At 59.8% G+C, this 19,129-nt stretch carries 15 protein-coding genes and 2 pseudogenes; 9 read left to right on the top strand and 8 right to left on the bottom strand.

Annotated elements, in window-relative coordinates; genetic code table 11:
• The first annotated feature begins 1 nt into the window (after window position 1).
• A pseudogene (locus tag C482_RS22920) lies at window positions 2–240 on the top strand (DUF7563 family protein).
• A gap of 25 nt (window positions 241–265) precedes the next feature.
• On the opposite strand, the gene C482_RS18695 reads toward C482_RS22920, so the two are convergent.
• A complete protein-coding gene (locus tag C482_RS18695) occupies window positions 266–598 on the bottom strand; it encodes a hypothetical protein (RefSeq protein WP_152422054.1) in 333 nt (110 codons plus the stop codon).
• 809 nt (window positions 599–1,407) lie between these two features.
• On the opposite strand from C482_RS18695, the gene C482_RS18690 reads away from it, so the two are divergent.
• Window positions 1,408–1,602, top strand: a complete 195-nt coding sequence (locus C482_RS18690) for a hypothetical protein (RefSeq protein ID WP_006169375.1) — start codon at window positions 1,408–1,410, stop codon at window positions 1,600–1,602.
• A 461-nt stretch (window positions 1,603–2,063) separates the two neighbouring features.
• On the opposite strand, the gene C482_RS18680 is transcribed toward C482_RS18690, so the two are convergent.
• The 4 genes from C482_RS18680 to C482_RS18665 all read right to left on the bottom strand — a co-directional run bounded on the left by C482_RS18680 (window position 2,064) and on the right by C482_RS18665 (window position 7,328).
• Entirely contained in the window at window positions 2,064–4,583 is a 2,520-nt protein-coding gene (locus C482_RS18680) for a methyl-accepting chemotaxis protein (RefSeq protein WP_006169373.1), read from the bottom strand.
• A complete protein-coding gene (locus C482_RS18675; protein ID WP_006169372.1) occupies window positions 4,580–5,854 on the bottom strand; it encodes an ABC transporter substrate-binding protein in 1,275 nt (424 codons plus the stop codon). The genes C482_RS18680 and C482_RS18675 overlap by 4 nt, the downstream gene beginning before the upstream one ends.
• A 194-nt stretch (window positions 5,855–6,048) precedes the next feature.
• A complete protein-coding gene (locus tag C482_RS18670) occupies window positions 6,049–6,435 on the bottom strand; it encodes a hypothetical protein (protein WP_006169371.1) in 387 nt (128 codons plus the stop codon).
• A 23-nt stretch (window positions 6,436–6,458) separates the two neighbouring features.
• Window positions 6,459–7,328, bottom strand: coding sequence for a GNAT family N-acetyltransferase (locus tag C482_RS18665; protein WP_006169370.1), 870 nt, complete (start codon window positions 7,326–7,328; stop codon window positions 6,459–6,461).
• 248 nt (window positions 7,329–7,576) lie between these two features.
• Here C482_RS18665 and C482_RS21395 point away from each other — a divergent pair.
• From C482_RS21395 to C482_RS18635, 7 genes and pseudogenes are all read left to right on the top strand, one after another.
• Window positions 7,577–7,681, top strand: a pseudogene (locus tag C482_RS21395) (IS1595 family transposase); the annotation flags it as partial.
• Between the two features lie 470 nt (window positions 7,682–8,151).
• Window positions 8,152–9,525, top strand: coding sequence for a diaminobutyrate--2-oxoglutarate transaminase (locus tag C482_RS18660; protein ID WP_049896985.1), 1,374 nt, complete (start codon window positions 8,152–8,154; stop codon window positions 9,523–9,525).
• The gene (locus C482_RS18655) at window positions 9,522–11,009 is read left to right on the top strand and encodes a pyridoxal phosphate-dependent decarboxylase family protein (RefSeq protein ID WP_006169368.1); all 1,488 of its coding nucleotides are present in this window, start codon (window positions 9,522–9,524) and stop codon (window positions 11,007–11,009) included. The genes C482_RS18660 and C482_RS18655 overlap by 4 nt, the downstream gene beginning before the upstream one ends.
• A gap of 56 nt (window positions 11,010–11,065) precedes the next feature.
• Window positions 11,066–12,826 carry an IucA/IucC family protein gene (locus C482_RS18650; RefSeq protein ID WP_049896997.1) on the top strand — a complete coding sequence of 587 codons (1,761 nt, stop codon included), beginning with the start codon at window positions 11,066–11,068 and terminating at the stop codon, window positions 12,824–12,826.
• Window positions 12,823–13,461, top strand: a complete 639-nt coding sequence (locus C482_RS18645; RefSeq protein WP_006169366.1) for a GNAT family N-acetyltransferase — start codon at window positions 12,823–12,825, stop codon at window positions 13,459–13,461. Before C482_RS18650 ends, C482_RS18645 begins: the two co-directional genes overlap by 4 nt.
• A complete protein-coding gene (locus C482_RS18640) occupies window positions 13,454–14,848 on the top strand; it encodes a lysine N(6)-hydroxylase/L-ornithine N(5)-oxygenase family protein (protein WP_006169365.1) in 1,395 nt (464 codons plus the stop codon). Before C482_RS18645 ends, C482_RS18640 begins: the two co-directional genes overlap by 8 nt.
• Before the next feature lie 2 nt (window positions 14,849–14,850).
• Window positions 14,851–16,692, top strand: a complete 1,842-nt coding sequence (locus C482_RS18635) for an IucA/IucC family protein (protein ID WP_006169364.1) — start codon at window positions 14,851–14,853, stop codon at window positions 16,690–16,692.
• Window positions 16,693–16,929: 237 nt separating this feature from the next.
• On the opposite strand, the gene C482_RS18630 is transcribed toward C482_RS18635, so the two are convergent.
• The 3 genes from C482_RS18630 to C482_RS18620 form a co-directional block, all read right to left on the bottom strand.
• Window positions 16,930–17,844 (bottom strand): metallophosphoesterase, encoded by a 915-nt coding sequence (locus tag C482_RS18630; RefSeq protein WP_006169363.1) that lies wholly within the window; start codon window positions 17,842–17,844, stop codon window positions 16,930–16,932.
• Between the two features lie 325 nt (window positions 17,845–18,169).
• Complete coding sequence (locus C482_RS18625) at window positions 18,170–18,520, bottom strand: DUF1801 domain-containing protein (RefSeq protein WP_006169362.1); 351 nt, start codon at window positions 18,518–18,520, stop codon at window positions 18,170–18,172.
• Window positions 18,517–18,954 carry a VOC family protein gene (locus C482_RS18620; RefSeq protein ID WP_083858651.1) on the bottom strand — a complete coding sequence of 146 codons (438 nt, stop codon included), beginning with the start codon at window positions 18,952–18,954 and terminating at the stop codon, window positions 18,517–18,519. Before C482_RS18620 ends, C482_RS18625 begins: the two co-directional genes overlap by 4 nt.
• Between the last annotated feature and the right edge of the window lie 175 nt (window positions 18,955–19,129).

The raw sequence follows: 19,129 nt of genomic DNA, 5'->3' as shown, positions 1-19,129 counted from the left end.
GGTGGTCTGCGTGACGGTCGCACCGTGGCCGTCGGTCGACCATTCGACCTGCGAACACTCGGAGCCCATGTCACCGATCGGTTCCGCCGTGTCTTCGGTGACGATCGCGACCGAGCCCACCGCTGTGGAGAGTGTGATTCGTACGCTTGACTGAGCCGCCGTTCCGCTGCTGACGTCGGCGTGCCGGTTCCAGATCCGGAACATCCGCTGGCCGGTGGAAGTGAGGTCGATGGCGAGTGAGCGATCTGGTGGCGGTGCTGAGCGATTAGTACTTGTTCATGAGCTGGTGGACGCCTTGACTAATATTGTAAAGAAGGTACACAATCGATAGTCCAATTCCTATCCAAAACCAGGTCAAAACAACGGTAAGATCACTTGTAAGCCATACACCAAACACACCGATTCCGATGGAAAGGCCCAGAATCACAAAAAGGTCAAATCCTTCATCGGTCAGGATACCACTGTTATCGTCACGGGAAGTATTCTGGTTGGAGGGCATGTCTTTGAGATTTCTGCCGTCTCTATAAATATCAGTTGGTCTTATTGAATCGCATTGAACGTCACTACAGCCGATCCTGAGCGGAGGACGGTGGTCCATACTGAGCCGTCTCGTCGATTTCCTAGCGGTGTTTGGAATGCAAACACATGTTCTGTTTCGGTTACTGCAATATTTTGCAATCAGCAGTGTACTCATGGGGCATGAGCCACACTGCTGGCAACTTGACCGAGTTCGTAGCCGATGATCCAGAAGGGCAACGAAGCGGTTCCGCTGGGGGATGCTCCTAACGAGCTGGCCACCGATGTCGAAGTGGACGCTGTCGAAGAGGTCCGTGACGTTCGCGATCAGCTATGATACTCTTTCTCGGTACAGACGTTTCGCATCTTGGATGGTACAGAAGATGTATTTAAGAACCACCAGAGCCGGTAACCATGGCTACAGGCATCAACAGAACGATTAACCCGAACCCCAGTGTTGCAAGGATTCGGCGTTCTTGCTCCCCATATGGATCTGGATCGCTGGTGCTCCAACGAACCGGTTGGTCGGAATCTCGCGGTTGGTTTCGGAGCCGCTGGGTTGCCCAGATGACGTAACTGAACAGCGAGACAACAACGCAAGCCCACGAGCAGATTCCTACAATTACAATGGGGTGAGATAGCGGTAGCTCCACCGTGTCTGACGACTGCGCTACGACTGCGAAGAGTGCGAAAAAACAGAGTAGAAGGAACCCCATCCCTACAGCAGCTATCGCACCAAACACTTGTCCAAGAGTGTCGAGACCGAGACGAGATCTCAATTGCTCACCCTCCTCGTCGGATGATAGTCGTTCGCTCATGCTATGTTGCTAATACCAAACTCCAGATAATCACATCGAATTGTATATTAGACTAAGAAAATTAACGAGACCTATGTCACAAGCACCATCGCTGTTTCAAAACCCGTTCTTTCGCTGGGGAATAGCCGCTTTTGATGCTGCCATCATCGCAGGGATAGGACTGTTCCTCGTCGAAGATGAAACGCTTCAGCTAGGAATATATGCTGTTGCTGTTGCCGCCCTCATAATCACGCCGATAGTATTGAAACGGGCAGCCTCGGTCGAGTAGCCGCACGTTGGTGCGGCATTGATTTGCCCTTTTGACCACCAATCGATTATAGATTCACCTGTTGGGTGTGCACGCGTAGTGAGCGGCTAACTCACCGAGCCCGCTGTGAAACGACCATGTTGTTGTGCTACACGAAGCTTGATCTCCGCGATGTCCTGCTGGGTGATTATCCGTACATCAACTTTCGCCACCGGCCCGATACCGGGACACCGCTGCAGAACAAACTCGGCGGTGAACAGCGGGTCACGCTCACCCGAGGAACCGCCCCACATCGTCCACGAGTACTGCGGAAACCGGTACATGTGTAGACGATCACGACAGACAACCCGCGTCGAAAATCGTAGTATCTGTATCGCCGACTCTCAGAGGTGAAGAGCGTCGAGAGCAAGAGCAGACCAACAACAGGTACCTGGCAAGTCTGCACCCGAGACGTAAACGGATAGGGATGGGGTTGGGAGTGATTAGCGGTGTGTTGACGAACTGGGTGCCCAATCAGTGTCGTCGTCTCTCGTTTCCGGCTCGCTTGGCTCGCCATTGGTCCGGTTCTGCTCAGCAATCTGCGCTCGTTTGGTGCGATCGACAGCCGTCTCGAACCGATCAAGCGTCTGCGACAGCGCAGCGGCCTGGTCTGCAAGCGAGTCGACGCTGTCGGTAACCTCGGTGAGCGACGCTGTCTGTTCCTCTGCTGCAGCCGAGACGTTGCTGGCCTCTGCGGCCGACTCCTCGCTGCTGGTCGCAACCTCGTCGACGGCAGTGACGACCTCCTCGGTCGAGGACGCCTGAGCGTCCGTCGCCGCGGAAATTTCCTTGACGCCATCGTTGGTGTCCTCGGCGAACGTGGCGATTTCGGTGAGTGACTCGACCGCCGGCTGTACCGCTTCGGTACCCTCTTCGACCCGGTCGCTCGTCTCCTCGACGACGCTGACCGATTCGTCGGTTTTTCCGCGGATCTCTTCGATCCGGTCGTCGATCTCGGCGGCTGCTTCCTTTGCGTCCGCAGAGAGCGCCTTGATCTCCTGGGCCACCATATCGAAGCCACCCGCCTCGCCACCCTCACCCGCTCGCGTCGCCTCAATACTTGCGTTCAGCGCGAGCAGGTTCGTCTGATCTGCAACGTCCGAAATGGCGTCGACGAGTTCGGTGATCTCTTCGACCTCGTTCTCGAGCGACCGGATCGTCTCGACGGCGTGATCCGCCTTCGTTTCGACCTCGTTCATCTCCTCGATTGCGGCAGTCGCGGCCTCGCGGCCCTCGCGACTGGACTCGACGGTGCGCTCGGCAACCGTCGCGACCTCCGTCGCCGTAGACGCGATCTCCTCGGTCGTCGCAGAGAGATCGGACATCTCGGCATCAACCGTCTGCAACTGGTTGCTCTGTCGCGCCGAGGCGTCCGAAATCTCCTGGACGGAGTCAGCAACCTGCTCACTCGCGCGCTGGACTTCGGTACTCGAAGCGCTGACCTGCTCGCTCGCCGCGGCGACATCCGTCGCGAACTGCTTGACATCGTCGACGGTCGACTCGAGTTCCTCGAGCATCGCGTTGAACTCGGCACCGATCTCCTGCATCTGTTCGTTGTCGGTGTCGACGTCGGCGCGGACGGTGAGGTCCCCGTCTGCGGCGGCGCGCATCGTCTGGCTGTACTGGTCTGCTGTCCACTGGAGTTCCTCGGTTATCTCGGCCATCCGTTCACGCTCGGCTTCAGCCTCCTCTTGTGCCGCTTCGGCATCGGCTTTCGCCTCCTCAGCCGCTTCCTGTGCGGCTTCTGCGTCTGCTTGTGCGTCGCGGGCTTCGGTGATCCGCGTCTCGAGTGCGGCGCTCATTTCGTCGAACGACTGGTAGAGCTGGCCGACCTCGTCGATGCGGCTCGTCGAGAGGTCGACATCGAGGTCGCCGGCTTCCATGCGTTCGGCGCGGTTGCGGAGATCTTCAAGCGGTGTGACGGTCTGGCGGGCAAGGAAGAAGCCGCCGGCCAGCAGGGACAGAAGTCCGGTGCCAATCACGGAGAGCAGGGTCCAGCCGACTGCATTGCTCGCGGCGAACGCCTGTGCTGCTGGGACGGTGGTAACCGCGACCCAGTCGTTGTCGGCGGTTGCCCCGTAGCCGATGACGAGGCCGGCGTCGTCGTCGCGTTCGAAGGCCGTTCCTTCGCGGACGAGACCGAGCGATTCGACGATTTCCTCGTTTGGATCGCCGGCGAGTTCGTCGCTTGCGAGCACGGTGTCGCCGTCGGTGTTGAGGATCATCGTCTCCTGGTCCTCGTGGAGCTGTCGGAGCCCATCTACGCGGTAGTCGATCGTGCCGACGACGACGGTGATTCGCGCTTCGTCACCCTCGATCGGGCTGGCAAACGCGATCACCTGATCGTCGAGCGACGTAGACTCGTAGGCTGTCGGCGAGTACCAGACGTCGTTCGCAGCCGTCAGGTCGACGCCGGGTTCGATCTCCGTCCACGGCTCGTCGACGGCGGTGAGTGATTCGCCGCGCAGTTCGCCGTTGGTGCTGGTCAACACCGCATCGTCGTTCGTATCGACGATATGGATTGCCCGAACGTCGACCGGGAGTTTTGCCTGCTCTTCAACGACGTACGCCTCGGCGCTCTCTGCGTTACTGCCCACGAGCTCCGACGCTGAAGAGAGCGACCGCGTGTGTGATTCCATCGCGATCGTCCACTCGTTGATCGAGTCTGCGTGCATGTCGACTGTCGCGGTGAGTTGCTGCTCGGCGTCGGATTCGACCGTCCGCTCGGCGTTGACGTAGCCGGTCGCCCCGACGGCGGAGATAATGACGAGGATGAGGAGGATCGAGATGACGAACTTCGCACGGTAGCTCCCTCGAATCATTGTGGGAACCGCTGATCGAATCCGTCGTCTGACGCCGCTGTCTTCGGATATTGAACGTGGCCCGTTGGCGTTGGCCGATCCGTTCTCGTCCGCTGTGCTGTCGCTCGTTGGCGTGTCGTCGCCCGACACGTCGGCCGTCATTGTGCCACCCCCTCAGGCTCGTGCTCTGACAATGACTGGACGCTGTCGTCAGTGAACCTGAAGTACTCGTAGGTGATCGACCCGCCGTCGCCGCTCTCGTCGAACTCGACCTCGCCGGAGGCTCCACGGTACCGAACCGGTTCACCAGCCGCGGCGAGTTCGAGGCCGTCGGTGAGTTCACCGGGGAGGACCTCGGTGCCGTCGCCGGTCGTCACCTCGATCATCTGTGATCGAATCGCCAGGCCGTCGTTCTCGCCAGCGGCGGCGTTCGCGAGCAGGATCGTCGCGGCCGCATCGTAGGAATTCGCCGTGAACACCGCCGGATCGGTTCCGTACTCGTTGTGATACATCTGATCGAACGCGTCCTGTCCAGGTCCAGAAGAGACTGGTGCAGTACCGTAGACATCCGAGATCGTGGCATCGACGCCCTGGGGAATCGAGTCGTCCTGCAGGCCGTCGCTGACGAATACGACTTCGTCGCCGGCAGGGCCGTTGTAGTAGTCCGTCAACAGGTCTACGCCGTTCTCCATGTACCCGACGAGGAACAGGATATCCGGCTCGTCCGAGAGCGCCTCTGCGATCGGCTCGGCAAAGGAGTTACTGTCCCCTGCAAACGACACCTGACGCTGAACCTCACCGTCGAACGACGCCGAAAACGCACCCGAGAGCTGCCGTCCGTAGTCGCCAGCCGTGTACAGCGTCGCCGCAGTTTCTGCGTCGTGCTCCGAGACGGCGAGTTGCGCTGCAACGACTGCCTGCATCGAGTCGTCCGGTGCAGTCCGAAACGAGAACCCACGGTCGTTGAGAATACCAACCGTCGGTGAGGTGCTCGCAGGCGAACACGTGACGACCTCGGCTGGGATCGTCGCTTGCTGGGTCATCTGCAGCGTCACGCCTGACGCCGCCGCACCCACGACCGCCGGATAGCCATCGTCAATCAGGTCCGCCACCGCGTTGACCGCCGCTGTCGGTGTCGTTTCCGAGTCGACACCCTCGTACTCGACTGACACGTCGAGATCCGACTCCTCGAGTTCGGCGATCGGCAACGTCGTCGCGTTCTCGAGTGCCTCCCCAACTGCTCCGAGGCCACCCGAAAACGGCAGGACGCCACCGTAGCGAAGCGTTCGATCTGATAGTGCTGGTCGAGTGTCGTCGCTGTTGTCTCCAATGATTGCATCAGTCAGACAGCCGGCAGTTGCAGCGACAGTGCCACTAGCCACCGTCGACAGTATCTTTCGGCGTCCAATCCCCCGCTGTTTGTTCATCGCCATCCCCTGGGGACACTCGTGTTCTTCCCTCTCATGCCATCCATAACTATATGTCCTACTTTCAGAGTTTCAACGTTGTGGCCATGTCACAAGCCATTGACTTCTTTCCCGTTTGAAACTCTATCCAGGGTTTTCCGTCAAAATACATTATGGGAATATGTAAAATAGCTTTTAACTCATACCGTATCTAACCATGTTTACATATCTTGCAACCGAATGCCGTCGTCAACGAGTCGTGCGTTTCGCTCCCGATCGATGTGGTCCGTGAGGTCGTCGTGTTCGTACAACTGGGCGACGACATCCGCGTACAACGTGCGCCAGACAATCGCGTAGATTGGTGACTGCCCCCAGGCTCGAAGCTCCGGCACTAAATCGTCGTAGGTCTCGCAGCGCGCTTCGAACCGGTCGATCACGTCGAGAATCTGGGCGGCCGCCTCCCGGTCGTCTTCGGCCGAGTCGATAATCTCGTTCACCTGTGCTTCCCAGCCGCCGACGGCTCGCTGCATATCGGCCGCAGCAACGTCATCGTCGGCCGGTAATCGTTCCAGCAACGGTTTCGGAACGCCCAGTTCGATCTTCTCCATACTTCGGTGTCTGTCAGCAACCCTCAAGAAACTGTAGGCCACGCCGCGAATAATACCTCGTCGACGTACTCACCGTCGATCTGGTAGTGCTCCACTCGCTCTCCCTCCCGATCCCACTCCGAGAGGAACGCAACCGCCTCCTCATTCGTCGCCGGCACCCCCTGTACCAGCTTTCGGTAACCCGCCTCCCCTGCCCACTCGAGTCCGTACTCGAGTAACGCCTGACCGATGCCCTGCCGACGGTTGTCGGGGTCGACGCCAACGGTCACCTCGGCTGTGTGCGAGCGGGACTCGAGTGCGGGGGTGTCGAGGTGGAGCCAGCCGACGAGTGATCGATCGTCGTGGCCGTCGGCTTCACCGCTGGTGGTGTCTGCGTCGTCGTCATCGTCGAGCACGGCGACGAAGCAGACCCGGGACGCTGCGCCGTCTTCGGTGCCGTTGACGCGAACCAGTGCTGGAGCGCGTTCGAGTCGCGTCGCGAGGTCGGCAGCGACGACGTAACTGCCGTCGGCCGCGACGGCGCGCATCGTCTCGAGAAGGGCTGTGCGGTCGCGTTCCTGCGCGCGCCGGATTCGAAGTCGTCCCGCGTCGGTCTCGCGTTCTGTCGGCGCTCCGGGGAGTGAGACGTGGAGGGTGCCCTCACGTTCTGTAAGCCATCCCTCGGCTACCAGGGAGTCGAGACACGCCTCCAGCTGGGTCGGCGATAGCGTTGTCTCCTGCGTGTATCGGCCGGACCGCGCTGGCTTCGAGTGGGTCGGTCCCGCGTTGACTCGAACCGATTGCAGCACCTCCGCACGTGTTGCCGTTCCGTGTCGCTCGACGAACTCGTAGACCGCACGCTGGTGGTCGTCGTCGGACTCGCCGTCGAACGACGGAGTCGTGTTCTCGTGCATACCTGCTGACCCATCGAGTGGGCGTATGAGTGTGCGGGTTGCAGACGAAACCCCGCGATCTTGATTCCTGCCATCGTGATGGCAGTGCAGTGTGAGTGGCGATTTCTGATCGCTACGGCTGGTGTTCGTCCAGTGACGGCGGTACCGCTACGTCGGTCGGCCCTCCCCCGAGATCAGCACAGGTACTCGAGACGCCGAGCAGACAGTGTAGGTCCAGATTTTTCGGACGGCCTTCTGTAGGCATTCGACGGCGAATACTCGTCCACGGCGACGGCGAATACGCGGCTGAAGATGTCTACGTCAATACCTGCGAGAGCCACTGATCGCTGCTGCGACCGTGGTTCTCGACATCTTGAGACACCTCAAAGGATAAACTTACACAGTATCTCCAGGCCTTCTATAGTAGCCACTGAAAGTCAGTGCACACCCAATCGCATGAAGGCTATGCGATTGGTGTGTAAACAGTTTCAGTTGTTACTATAGCTTTGACGAGAATTACTGCGGAAACCAGGCAAAGAACCGCTTAAACAGGCTATCAAAGCTCTGCTGTGAGGGAGATAAAATGTGAGAAACGGATTCTTAGTGCGGCATTCGAATGGCTTTCGAGGTGAAAATAAACACATTCCAGAATGATATAATAGTATTCGAAATAAAATTCTATAGATATTGTATAAGTAGAGGGTGATCCCCTTCCTATTCTTTAGGGCAGCCTAAAATCCAGAAGATTTATTTCTTTTAGGCTGGCCTAAATCAATATGCGATCTGTAACCGGCCGAAGACGAACCGTACGTGAGACAATTTCGATCGCCACAGAGGACGCCCTATGAGATATCTAGATCAAGAGAATCAAACGATTCTCACACAGCAGGCTGAGCGGGAATCCAATGCCCGGACGTATCCGCGATACCTCCCTCTTGCCATCCGTGAGGCGAAGGGAGTCACTGTGACCGACATGAGTGGGAACGAGTATTACGACTGCCTTGCGGGTGCTGGCACGCTCGCACTCGGCCACAACCACCCACAGGTGATCGCGGCAATAGAAGACGCTCTTGACGCCGATCGCCCACTCCACACGCTTGATATCTCGACGCCCGCGAAGGAGCGATTCGTGGATTCGCTGTTCGAGAGTCTCCCCGACGAATTCAGTGATCAGGCCAAGATCCAGTTCTGCAGTCCCGCGGGGACGGACGCTGTCGAAGCCGCGCTCAAACTCGTCAAGACTGCCACGGGAAACCGGAGTGTCCTCGCGTTCCAGGGCGGATACCACGGAATGACAAACGGTGCACTCTCGTTGATGGGTGACACCGACGCCAAGGAGTCAATCCCAGGGCTGATGAGCGATGTCCACCACCTCCCGTTTCCCTACGACTATCGATGTCCCTTCGGGGTCGGCGGGACCGAGGGTCATCGAATTGCAAGCGACTACGTCGAGAATCTGCTCACCGACGGCGAGAGCGGCGTCACCGACCCTGCTGGGATGATACTCGAACCCGTCCAGGGCGAAGGCGGTACGATTCCAGCACCTGACGGATGGCTCCAAGAGATACGCCGGATAACTCGCAAGCACGATATCCCACTGATTCTCGACGAGATTCAGGCAGGACTCGGCCGTACCGGCGAACTGTATGCTTTCGAGCACGCGGACATCGTTCCGGATGTTCTCACTCTCTCGAAAGCGATTGGCGGTGGGTTGCCGCTCGCAGCCGTCGTATACGACGAGAACCTCGACGTGTGGGAACCGGGGACACACGCGGGCACTTTCCGCGGAAATCAACTGGCCATGGTTGCTGGCGAGGTGACTATCGACTACATACTCGAACACGACTTGGACGACCACGCGACCGAGGTCGGTTCCCGGCTCCGTGACCACTTGGAGACGACTGCCGAACAGTTCGACGCAGTCGGTGAAGTCCGCGGTCGCGGACTGATGCAGGGTGTCGAGTTCGTTAACTCGGCCGCGGACTGGCAGGGCGCAGGACCACACGCACCAGACGGCGAGTTCGCGGAGGCGGTTCAGGCCGCGTGTTTCGACCGCGGACTGATTATCGAACTCGGAGGCCGCGACAGTGCGACCGCACGGTTCCTCCCGCCGCTCGTCGTCTCAGAGGGGCAGGTCGACGACATCGCGGCGATTTTCCACGAGGCTGTCGCTGCCGTCGCCGGCACGGACACCGACCCCGCCGAGGTGGCTGTATGAGTATCGAGGAGCTGTTCATCGGCTCGGAGGCAGGGAACGCCGCCTACCGGGCAGCGATGGAGCAGGCAACCGACGCTGTCGTCGACAGTGTCACTGACACGGAAACCCCCTACTCTGGGCGTTCACCGACAGAATTGGCCGGACAACTGACCGAACCAGTTATCCCGGAGGAGGGCATGCAGCTCAACGCAACAATTGAGGATGTCGCCAAGACGGTCCTCGCACACTCAGTCAGGACAGCACACCCGCGGTGTGCTGCCCACCTCCAGTGTCCGCCGATCATTCCCGGCCTCGCCGCAGAGGCGATGCTCACCGCGACGAACCAGTCCCTTGACTCCTTCGACCAGGCACCGGCGGCGACGGTCCTCGAACAGCGGGTCGTCGACGCTCTCTGCGACCTGTTTGGCCTCCCGGACGGGGCAGACGGTATCTTCACCAGCGGCGGGACGCAGTCGAATTTCCAAGCACTCCTGCTCGCCCGCGACTGGTACTGCGCACAGGAGTTCGGTCGCGATGTCCAGGCTGAGGGCCTTCCAACCGAGGCGTCGTCGCTACGTATTGTTTGCTCGGAAGCGGCGCACTTCACGGCCACCCAGGCCGTTCACTACCTCGGACTCGGTGAGGACGCGGTTGTCACCGTCCCCACGGACGACGCACACCGGATTGATACGGACGCGCTCGACGCCACGCTTGCGGACCTCGACCGCCGTGACTGCGACCCGTTCGCGCTCGTGGGCACCGCTGGGACAACCGACTTCGGGAGCATCGACCCGCTCACTGATCTCGCCGACCGTGCTTTCGACCACGGCCTCTGGTTGCACGTTGACGCGGCCTACGGCGGCGCGCTCGCGCTCAGTGACGAATACGACGACCGCCTCGTGGGAATCGACCGCGCGGACTCGGTCGCCGTCGACTTCCACAAGCTGTTCTACCAGCCAATCAGCTGTGGCGCGCTCCTGCTACGTGATGAGCAGCAGTTCGGATGGATGGCACGCAACGCCGCCTACCTCAATCCCGAGGACCACGACGACGCCGGGGTACCGAACCTGGTTTCGAAGTCGGTCCAGACAACGCGTCGCTTCGACGCGCTCAAACCGTATCTGACCTTCCGGACGCTAGGTCGGACGGGACTGGCATCGCTGGTCGAATCGACGCTCACCTTGGCAGACGACGCTTCGCAGTTGCTCGCCGATGCTGACGACTTCCGGCTGGTGAACGACCCGACACTCAATGCCGTCGTTTTCCAGTACCGACCCGAGACGAACATGGACGACGACGCGGTAAGCCGACTCAACGCGGCAGTTCGGGAGGAACTACTCGCCGAGGGACGTGCGGTCGTCGCACGGACCGCCGTCGACGGTGTGACCAGTCTGAAGTTCACGCTGTTAAACCCGATGGCGACGCTCGACGACGTGGCGGCGATGCTTGACATCGTCCGTGAGTGTGGGACGGCCGTGCGGACTGAATCTGGGGTGGTCGTGTGAGTGCCGACATCGAGACTGGCGAGGACCGGCGTGCCGACGGCAACGTGAATCCAGTCATGCGGGCCGACGACGCGACAGTCCACGCGTTCCTTAACTGCTACCTCCGTGATGCGGCCGACTATGAGGTACGAACTGACACCGTCGCGGGGGTCGAGCCGGGTCCGGACGGACTGGTCCGGACGACATTGCCGGAACAGGACGTGGAACTACTGGCCCCACTGATCCACTGCTCGCCAACAGAGGGTCATCGGTTCGACACCCCAGTCCGCTACCGACTCCCCGATGGCTCCACCCACTCCGCTGACACTGCTACGCTGGCGTCGCTCGTCATCAAGGACCTCACCCTCTCTCGCGGCGGCGAGGCCGTTCCGGACGATCTACTCGAGTGCGTTCTCCGAAGCAAGGCAAACATTGAGCAGTTTGTCGACGCCAGACGTGGCGATACGAACCGGCTCTACGCTGACAGACTCTCCTTCCGGGACGCGGAGCAGGCGCTCGTGTTCGGCCACCAGCGTCACCCAACGCCGAAGAGTCGCCGGGGAATCGCCTCGCACAACCGGTCGACGTACGCACCCGAACTTAGAGGATCGTTCGCGCTGCACTATTTCCGTGCCCGCCCTGATCTGGTATCTCAGGACTCGGCCCGTTCGGAGAGCGCGGCCACCTGGGTGAAACGCCATCTCCGCGAGGATGATGCGGTCGACGAGTCAGTCGTAGCGACCCACGTCGAGAGCGAAGACGTGCTCCTGCCGGTCCACCCCTGGCAAGCGGACTATCTGCTCGGCCAGGATCATGTCCGGGCACACCTCGGAGACGGACTCAGCTACCTCGGTCCCATCGGTCGGGAGTTCGCGCCGACGACATCGGTTCGCACCCTCTACAGCGAGGACGCGCCGTTCATGGTGAAATCATCATTGAACGTCAAAATCACGAACTCCGTCCGGACGAACAAGCGGCCAGAACTGGAACGCGGGGTCGCGGTCGCGGAACTGCTCGACACGGCTTTTGGCGACGAACTCGCCACGACATTCCCTGACTTCGACATCGTCCGCGATCCGGCGTATCTCGCGCTCGACGTGGGTGAGGAAGAAGAGTCTGGTCTGGAGTCGGTGCTCCGAGCCAACCCATTCCGTGGCGAGACCGCCGCGACGCCACTGGTATCTCTCTGTCAAGATGCTATCAGAGGGAAATCCCGTCTGGGTCGAATTGTGACGGCCATCGCAGATCGCGAGGGGCGGTCAACGGACGAGGTCAGTGAGACGTGGTTCCGGCAGTACCTTGCGGTTAGCATCCGCCCCGTGCTGTGGCTCTATCTCGTTGGCGGCGTCGGTGTCGAAGCCCACCAGCAGAATTCGATTCTCACCCTTGACGACGAGGGGTACCCGGACGAGTTCTACTACCGCGACAACCAGGGGTTCTACTTCCCGGAGTCGCAGTATGACCAGGTCTCCGAGTACCTGCCAAGCGTCGGCGAGCGCGCGGGCACCATCTGTTCGGACGCGGTCGCCGACGAGCGCCTCCGGTACTACGTCGTCCTCAACAATGCACTCGATGTGGTCAACGCGTTCGGCTGCGATGGGCTGGTAGACGAACGCCGGCTGCTCGGCGTCCTCCGGGAGGAACTAGCGTCTATCCACGACCAGTACGACCGGCCCGGCTCCGACCTGCTCGAAGTACTCCTTTCCGAGGAGACCGTCCCGTGCAAGAGCAACCTCCTCACCCGGTTCCGTGGCCTAGACGAACTGGAGAACGACCTCGAAAACCAGTCCGTGTACACGGACATCAGGAACCCTATCGTCACCGAGGTGGACCAATGACCGGCCCGACTGCACACGCCGCCGGCGAATACGAGTACCAAACCCACGACCGAAGTATCGACAGGACAGTCACGCTCCGGCAGGCCTCGATGGAGCGCGACCTCGGGCGTCTCCACCGGTGGCTCGGAAGCGACCACGTGAAGCCGTACTGGCAACTCGATCTGCCGCTGCCAGCCTTTCGCCGTACCATCCGGGAGAAGCAGGCAAGCGATCACCTCACGCCGTATATTGGCTGCCTCGACTTTGTGCCGATGAGTTACTGGGAGTGTTACTGGGCGGCCGAGGACGACATCGCGAATCACTACGACGCCGGGCCGTCGGACCAGGGCGTCCATCTGCTCATCGGTCCCGAGGAGTACTTGGGCCAGGGATACGCATTCTCACTGCTGCGAGCGGTCGTCGCGATGCAGTTTCGTCATCCCGGCACTGAACGAGTGATAGCGGAGCCCGACGCACGCAACGACCGGGCCATCAGTGTCTTCGAGCAGTGTGGATTCGAGCCGCGAGGCGAATTCTACTTTGAGGAAGTCGAGAAGGACGCGCTGCTGTTGGTCTGTGAGCGCGACCGGTTTGAGTCGGAGGTCCTCGACGATGCGACCGCCGCACCGACCCAGGGGGTGGCTGCCGATGACTGATGCCCGAGGACGAGCGAGCGATGACCGCGTGTACGACGTTGTCGGGATCGGTATCGGGCCATTCAACCTTGGTCTCGCAGCGATGCTGGACAATGTCACCGAGGATGTCGACGCCGCTTTCCTCGAACGCGACGCTGCGTTCCAGTGGCATGAGGGAATGCTCCTCGATGGAGCAACGCTGGAAGTGCCGTTTCTCGCGGACCTCGTCACGCTCGCGGACCCAACCAGCGAGTACAGCTATCTCAACTACCTGCGGGAGACTGATCGGCTGTACGAGTTCTACTTCTACGAAACCTTCCAGGTACCCCGCCGCGAGTACAACGCGTACCTCCGGTGGGTTGTCGACCGTCTCAACACGCCGCAGTTCAGCCGGGAGGTGACCACTGTCTGCTGGGACGACGACGCAAACCACTACGTTGTCACCGCCCACCACACCGACACCGGCGCGCAGTTCGACTACCGAACTGAACACGTGGCCCTCGGTATCGGCTCCCGACCACAGATTCCAAAGGCGCTTCAGGGCCACCCCGAAGACGATGTCTTCCATACCGCGCGGTACCGGTACAATCGCGAGCGGGTGTTAGATGCGGATTCGGTGACAGTCGTTGGCTCCGGGCAAAGCGCCGCCGAGGTCTTCCAGGACCTGCTCTCGCGCCAGACGGACCACGACTACCGGCTGGACTGGCTGACCCGCTCGGACGGGTTCTTCCCGATGGAGTACTCGAAACTCGGCCTCCAGCACTTCACGCCGGAGTACGAGCGGTACGTCTATGGCCTCCCACAGGCGGTGAAAGACGACCTCATCCCGAACCAGGAACTGCTCTACAAGGGTATCGACCCCGGGACGAGCGCCGAAATATACGACCTCCTCTACCGACGCTCCATCGGCGATGCCGACCCCGATGTCGGCCTGTTCGCCATGACGGAGGTGCGCGACATCGTCGCGCTCAACGACGCCTATGCGCTCGACTGTCACCAGTGGCAGTCCGAGGAATCGTTCGTCCACGAGAGCGAGGTTGTGATACTGGGGACCGGTTACGAGCGACCGATTCCCGGGTTCCTCGACCCGCTCGAGGACGCCATCAACTGGGACCAGAAGGATCGCTTCGAGGTGACGGCGGACCACCGCCTCGATCTCGACCTATCGGGGGATATCTTCCTCCAGAACGCCGAACTCCACACCCACGGTGTGGGCGTCCCGGACCTTGGGCTTGGCTGTTACCGGAACAGCAAGTTCGTCAACCGAATCGTCGGTCGGACGGCATACCCTGAGGACAGGGACACGGTTTTCCAGGACTTTTCTGTCGACCAGTTCGTCAAGCACGCACCGAACACCTCCCACGACACCGGGGGCGAACCGACATCGACGCCGACGCAAGACGACTGACAATGAACTACAACGACACGACGCTACAGCACGCGCTCGATCCGTCGGTCTGGGAGACCGTCGAACGCCGTCTTCTAACCAAGATGCTCGAAGAGTTTGCGTACGAGGACATCATCACCCCACGACAGGTCGAACCCGGCGACGACCAGGCAGTGTACCGGTTCGATCTGGGAACTGCGGAGTATCGGTTCGAGGCGACCGAGCGGCTGATGGACAGCCTCCACGTCCACGATAAGACAGTCGAACGCCGGTCGGACGAGACCTGGCAGCGACTCACTGATCCATTCACGCTGCTACGCGACCTCGGTTCCGCCACGGACCTCGATGGCCTGACCGAGGGCAACCTCGTCCGGGAGTACAAGCGAACGCTGCTCGCCGACGCCCATATCGAAGCGCGCAAACGCGATCGCGATGGGTTCGACCCCACGGTCCTCGACTACGCCCATCTCGAAGGCGAGATGGAGGGCCACCCCTGGATCACCTACAACAAGGGCCGACTCGGTTGGGGGTACGACGATTACAAACAGTACGCGCCCGAGTGCAAAGAGCCAGTGACGCTCTCGTGGGCTGCCGTTCGCAAGCAGAAGGCAACGTTCGTCGGGGTCGACTCGGTTGACCACGACTCGCTGGTGGAGAGCGAACTCGGAGACCACTTCGGTCGCTTCCGCGATCGGCTAGCCAACAAGGACCTCGACCCCGATGCCTACTATTTCCTCCCGGTCCACGATTGGCAGTGGGAGCAAAGCATCGTTCCGCTGTTCCCCGACCACATCGCGGCCGATGACATCGTCCCACTTGGCGAGGGGCCGGACGCGTACCTCCCCCAGCAGTCGGTCCGAACCTTCGTCAACGTCGACGACAACGAGAAACACCATGTGAAGGTCCCGATGCGAATCCTCAACACGCTCGTCTGGCGAGGGCTTCCTGGCGAACGGACCGAACTCGCGCCGATGGTGACGGAGTACATCAAGGGCATTTACGAACAGGACGAGTTCCTCCAGAACGAGGGGCTCGTTCTGCCCGGTGAAATCGCTGGCATCAACTACGATCACTCGGACTTTACCGACATCGACGGCTCACCGTACCAGTATCACGAGCTGTTGGGTGCGGTCTGGCGCGAGTCTATCTACCACTTCCTCAAGAACGACGAGGAGGCGATTACGCTCTCGTCGCTCATGCACGTCGACGGTGAGGGCGAGCCGTACCTCACACGACTCGTCGACCAGTCGAGACTTACGCTCGACGAGTGGATAGCCGAGTTCTTCGATACTATCCTCCCACCACTGTTACACTTCCTCTACCGCTACGGAACGGTGTTCTCCCCTCATGGCCAGAACACGATTCTCGTGGTCGAGGACGGTGTTCCGTCGCGGCTCGCGATCAAGGACTTCGCCGATGATGTGAACGTAAGTGACCAGCCTCTCCCGGAACTGGAGTCACTCCCCGATGAAATGCACGACGTGCTTCGGAGGGAACCGCCCGAGGGACTCTGTCAGTTCATCTTCTGCGGGCTGTTCGTGTGCGTGCTCCGGTACGTCGCAGACATCCTCGAAACCCACGCAGGCTACGACGAGAAGGAGTTCTGGTTGCACGCTCGGCGAGCGATTCTCGACTACCAGTCGCAGTTCCCCGAACTCGAAGAACGGTTCGGGTTGTTCGATCTCCTTCAGCCGGAGTTCACCAAACTCAGTCTTAACCGAAACCGTCTCTTCGGGTACGGCTACGACGACGCCCCGGGCCGGCCACACGCAACCGAACATGGAACTGTGTCAAACGCACTTCACGAAGTTGCCGACAACTCGATTGACAAGATGCCGAACTCTGGTGTCGTTGATGAATACTAATTGAAAATGGCGCTATTCAGAAACAGATTGTTGGTCGGGGAGCGCTCCGCTGAAATGTGTAGCGAGCAATGGTGACGCGGTAGTACCTCAGACGTGATCTCTGTTGTTGTGAACGACTTCGTCTGTTGTGATTCGGTCCCGGTGATCACTGCCCGGGCGAGCGGTCACCGGTCGTCACAAGCGAAAGTGGAGGATCGTATCGTCACCCCGCTCCCAGTGTCGCATCGTCAGCGACCGTCACTCTTCGAACAGTACCGACGTTCCGTCATCGGACCACTCGAGTACCTGAACGTCACCCGCGTCGATTTGCACGAACGTGTTCTGGGGTCGGTCGGGGTAGTCTGTCACCCCACGCTCGGTCCAGGCACCCGTGTTGACGAAGCGTTCACCGAGTTCTGCATAGTGTGTATGACCGAAGAGGACGAACTCATCGTACGTCTCGAGCAGTCCGTTCGTCACCGTCTCGGCGACCCGCGGACGGGAACTAGCAGCGGTCGGTTCGTGGTCCGTTCCGTCGACCGGCGGCGCTTCCGCTGGGACGACGGCGGCGTCGAGGTCATCGGTCAGTTGCGACCAGTGGTCCTCAGCCGAGCGTGTTCCAAGGTCGTTCCCGGAAACGGCTTCCGAGAAATCGACAATGACCTTCCCGAGACGGTCGCTGCCAGCACAGAGGAGTGAACTAACCCCGTCCTGTTGTTTTGGGTCGGGGCCGTCACCGTGGACCGCAACGAACGACCGGTCGCCGCTTTCGAAGGTGAACGCCTCGTCGATCCGCCACGGTGCATCGAGAGTAGCGGCGTCGTAATCAGCATGTCCGACGTCGACGAGTCGGCGGTCGTGGTTGCCGGCAACCAGTGCGATCTCGGTCCCCGACGAAGCCAGCGCTTCGAACTGGGTCGTAATATGGTTGTACTCGAGTAGCACCGACGACATGCCCCTGTACCAGAACTCGAAGATGTCTCCATTGAGGACGAGCAGATCCGGATCGAGTGCGGGTACCGTCTCGGTGAGAAACTGGACGAACGCATCGGGGTTCGAGTACGGTGAGCCAAAGTGTACGTCGCTCGCTGCGACGACACGATCGTACGTCCCATCAGCAAGGGCGCTATCGGCAGCTGTGCCCAGTGTTACTGTTCCCGCCGCGAGTCCCACGGCGCTTATATAGGTTCGTCGGCTGATGTGATGGTTGACTGTCATCGTGCAAGGTAGTCCAGGTGACTGGACAGAATGTAAAATAATGATAGAAATATTCAACTTTTATATTTCAGATATTTTTACTACTGTAGGTTACTATCCCGATCAGCTCGGACAGATGAGTAAATAGCCGCCGGTATCGCAACGTACCACGAGTTCAGCATGTCTATTTCTATAAACTACTATCTGACTTGTTGTTTCCTTGCAACTAGAACTAGGACAAACGAGAATGATCTAAAAGTAACGTCGGCTTCCAATATTTGAGGCTGTGCGTACCCGCAGGTCAGACAGCTCGTTCGACGTAAAAGGTCGTGTCATTCGCCTCGATGTCGGCCAGTGTTTCGAACTTCAGGTGTCTGCGACGTTCGCCGGTTCCCTCGAGCAGTCCGTTCGGATCCGGAAGCTGGACACCGTCCGTGAACTCGAATGTCACATGTTCGGTGTGGACAAAGACGGCACCGAAGTCGTCCTCGAGTGAGAACATGATCCCGCCGTACATCATCCGCTCATCCACCGCGGGATAGATGTCGAACACGAGATCTCGAAGCGCCTCGAGAACCTCGTACAGTTCCCCATCAGTGGCACAGACATCCTCGATGAATGTCTGGACCTCTGGATCGGCGGACTCGATCATTGCGTCTCCTCGGCGAACCCTAGGATGTATCCGTTGATATCGCGAACGTAGCACTCTGTCATCCCGTACCATGTCGTGTTGAGTTCCGTGACGACCTCGACGTCATCAGCTAGAGATTCATAGAACGCCTCGATATCCTCCACTTCGATGTACAAACAAACCGATCCGCCGACAGCCGAATCAGAAAACGCAGGGACATCACTTCGGAGGCTCTCGGCCTCCTGGAACATGATCTCAACACCGTCGCGTTCGAGGAGCGTGTACACGATCTCCTCGTCCGTCTCGAGATTCGTTCGAATGTTGTCTTCGGACGCAGGGACGGCCATTGTGACCTCAAATCCGAAGTGTGCTTCGTAGAAGGCGACCGTCTCTTTGACGCTGTCGACCATTACGTTCGGTGTCAATGTCTTCATGACAGGCTCTTGGGGAGACATACATCTAAATCACGAAATTGAAATATAATATTTACGTACATGTAGAACCGGTGAGCTTCGACTGGCTCGAAACCGACAGCGTCTACAGGCGGAGCAGGGCGAGTGCCTCGGGGCTTGTCCCCGAGGTACTTCACGTACTGGTTGAGTCGGAAATTCTCTATTGAGAGATCGGCAA

The sequence above is a fragment of the Natrialba chahannaoensis JCM 10990 genome, assembly GCF_000337135.1.
GTDB classification, from domain to species: domain Archaea; phylum Halobacteriota; class Halobacteria; order Halobacteriales; family Natrialbaceae; genus Natrialba; species Natrialba chahannaoensis.
Note: the sequence above shows the minus strand (reverse complement) of the source record. Positions and strands in the feature narration are given on the sequence as shown.